Origin of the sequence: Campylobacter sp. BCW_4338 (genome assembly GCF_001763255.1) — a bacterium.
GTDB classification, from domain to species: Bacteria; Campylobacterota; Campylobacteria; order Campylobacterales; family Campylobacteraceae; genus Campylobacter_D; species Campylobacter_D jejuni.
Window position 1 is genome coordinate 1 of record NZ_MJYJ01000012.1, and the last position, 2,405, is coordinate 2,405.

A 2,405-nucleotide genomic window follows, 5' to 3' on the forward strand; every position below is an offset into this window, starting at 1 on the left:
ATAAAATCAATCTGTTTAACTTCTTTATTGTTGATTGTTAAATTTTTAATAGTTTGAATTAACTCTGTTTTAGAACTTATAAACATAAAAGATTCCTTATATAAAGCATTATTATATCATTTTTTATTTGCTAATATTTTTTGTCTCTCTATTAATCTCTCCTATCCACCTAAGCACATTGCCCTTATCATCAATCTCTACTTCTAAATCTTTGTATTTGTTGTAAAATTTAGGAGCTAAGATTTCATTAATTAGGATTTTTATAACTTTAAAAACTTCTTGTAATTCTTATTGCATCTTTTTAACTTTTTACATATTCTAGGTATTTGTTGTTGCTTGTTGCCTTTGTTGTGTCTATTTTTCACATAATTTCAGACGATATTCTTGTATAATCTGCTTGTTTTTAGAAATATATAAAAAATTATTAAAAATATTGTATTCATAAATACCATTTTTAAAAACATATCCTTTAAAATTCATATTTACATCACTAATAGACTTACCGTTTAGGACAATATATTTTCCATTATTTTTATTGACACCCACATATACAACTTTATCACAAGTTATATTACCCTCTGGACATAGATTTAAAATTTTTATCCAAAACTTTTCATTTTCATAGGTACATTGCTCTAGTGGAGTAAAATCCTCTTGCGCTAATAAATAAGTACTAAAAAATAAAAACAATAATATATTTTTAAAAATTACCATTTTTCATAACCTCCTTGAATGTAAAGCTTATATTCAGCATTTCTCCTATTAATTAGTCCTTGCATTACTTTATTTTGACTTTTGTTCCACGCCATCCAAGCTTCCTTTAATGTTTTGCAGCCTGTTTTCTCTCCATTGATGATTTTAACAACAGAAGAATTTTTAAAATTATCAATCCCTATATTAAAACATAATATAACCAAGGCATCAAATTCGTTCTGTGCTAAGGAAGAGTTTATTGAATTTTTTACAGCATTTTCAAAGGGCAACAAATCGCTTTTAAACAATTTATCCGCTTCTTGTAAAGTAATACCATTTTTATACAAATCCCATTCATTTTGCCCTATAAGATGTCCATATCCAATAGTTGCACCTTTAACATATGAAGTAATTTCTTTTCCATTTTGATCATTATAAGGTTTGAGTCTTAGCTTCTCTATATTTTTTAAAAGATTTTGACCATCATTGCTTAGATGAGTGATTTTTTCTTGAGTATTGTTTTCACTAACCCCATTTACCACCACAAATTTACAAACATAAAACTCTTGTTTTCTATCTTCATCTTCTAAGATTTCATCTAGTCCTTGTGCGATTTGAAGTTTTAAATTTTGCATTTTTGCAGGAGCTAAAAAACTAAAATGATATTCGTTTAATTCTTTATTATCTTCTAAAGCATTTTTGATGATTTTATCATACTCATGTAGCTGTGTAAAATACCCTACTCCTAAATCTTTATTTTCAAATTCCTTATAAGCACTTTTATAAACTTTAGCAATGTTTTTTGGGATAATAAAATAAAGTTTGATTAAATTAGTATCAAAGCTAAGATTTAATTCTTTAAATTCATAATCTTTACTAAAGTCTTGTTTGAATTGATTAAGAATATTTATATCCTCTATATCTTTTAAATCTTTTAAATCTATATTAAATTCATTTAAAGCCTTATCTTGTTCTTTTTTTTCATTATTGATTAAAAGATTATAGATAGGTAAATTATCTTTTTGAAATCTATCACTTTTATAATGAAGTCTTATTATAGGCTCTTTTAACTCTATTTGATTTTTACTTTGTTCTCCTAAGCCCTCTTTAGGATCAAAGCTGTGATCAAATTTAAACTTAGTAGGAGTAAAGCTTACTTTTAAAGCAAAGCCTTTATCTGTTTTACAAGCTGAGATGAGTTCTTGTAAGATTGCAAATTCATTATTGACTTTCTTTTGAGATAAGGATCCTTTTACATTAACAACTTTAGTACAAGGAACACTTACACCTGCTATAGTATTAGGACAAGCTACTATACTAGAGTTTAATAAATCACTTTCTAGCATTATAGGCACACCATCATCTTTAAAAGTTTTTCCTTTGTTTGATTTAAGTATGACTTTACCTCCATGGATACATTCTAGGTTTTGATTTTCTAAAAGAGCATGAAGTTTAGCTATAGCTTGTTTTTTATCTACTTGTGTGGTTTTTTGTTCTTTTAAAGTGTTTGAAATTAAGTCTTTATACTCTAAGCTTTGTTTGCTTAAACATTCTAATTTAATATTTAAAGAATTTTCTATAATAGAATAATTAAGCAAACAAAGTTCATCATTTTTATAAAAGATACTAAGTCTTCCTAAACCACTGCTTTCATCTTTAGGAGAAAAATAATAACTAGGTGTATCTTGTTTTATAGTATTATCTTGATCTAA

Annotated in this window: 2 protein-coding genes; both read right to left on the reverse strand. The window is 26.0% G+C overall.

Translation table 11 applies throughout. The annotated features are described in order from the left end of the window. Nucleotides 1-354: 354 nt before the first annotated feature. Complete coding sequence (locus AJN69_RS00895) at nt 355-714, reverse strand: hypothetical protein (protein ID WP_002779560.1); 360 nt, start codon at nt 712-714, stop codon at nt 355-357. Beyond that, the gene (locus tag AJN69_RS10270) at nt 708-2,291 is read right to left on the reverse strand and encodes a lysozyme (protein ID WP_070277663.1); all 1,584 of its coding nucleotides are present in this window, start codon (nt 2,289-2,291) and stop codon (nt 708-710) included. The genes AJN69_RS00895 and AJN69_RS10270 overlap by 7 nt, the downstream gene beginning before the upstream one ends. Nucleotides 2,292-2,405: the final 114 nt, after the last annotated feature.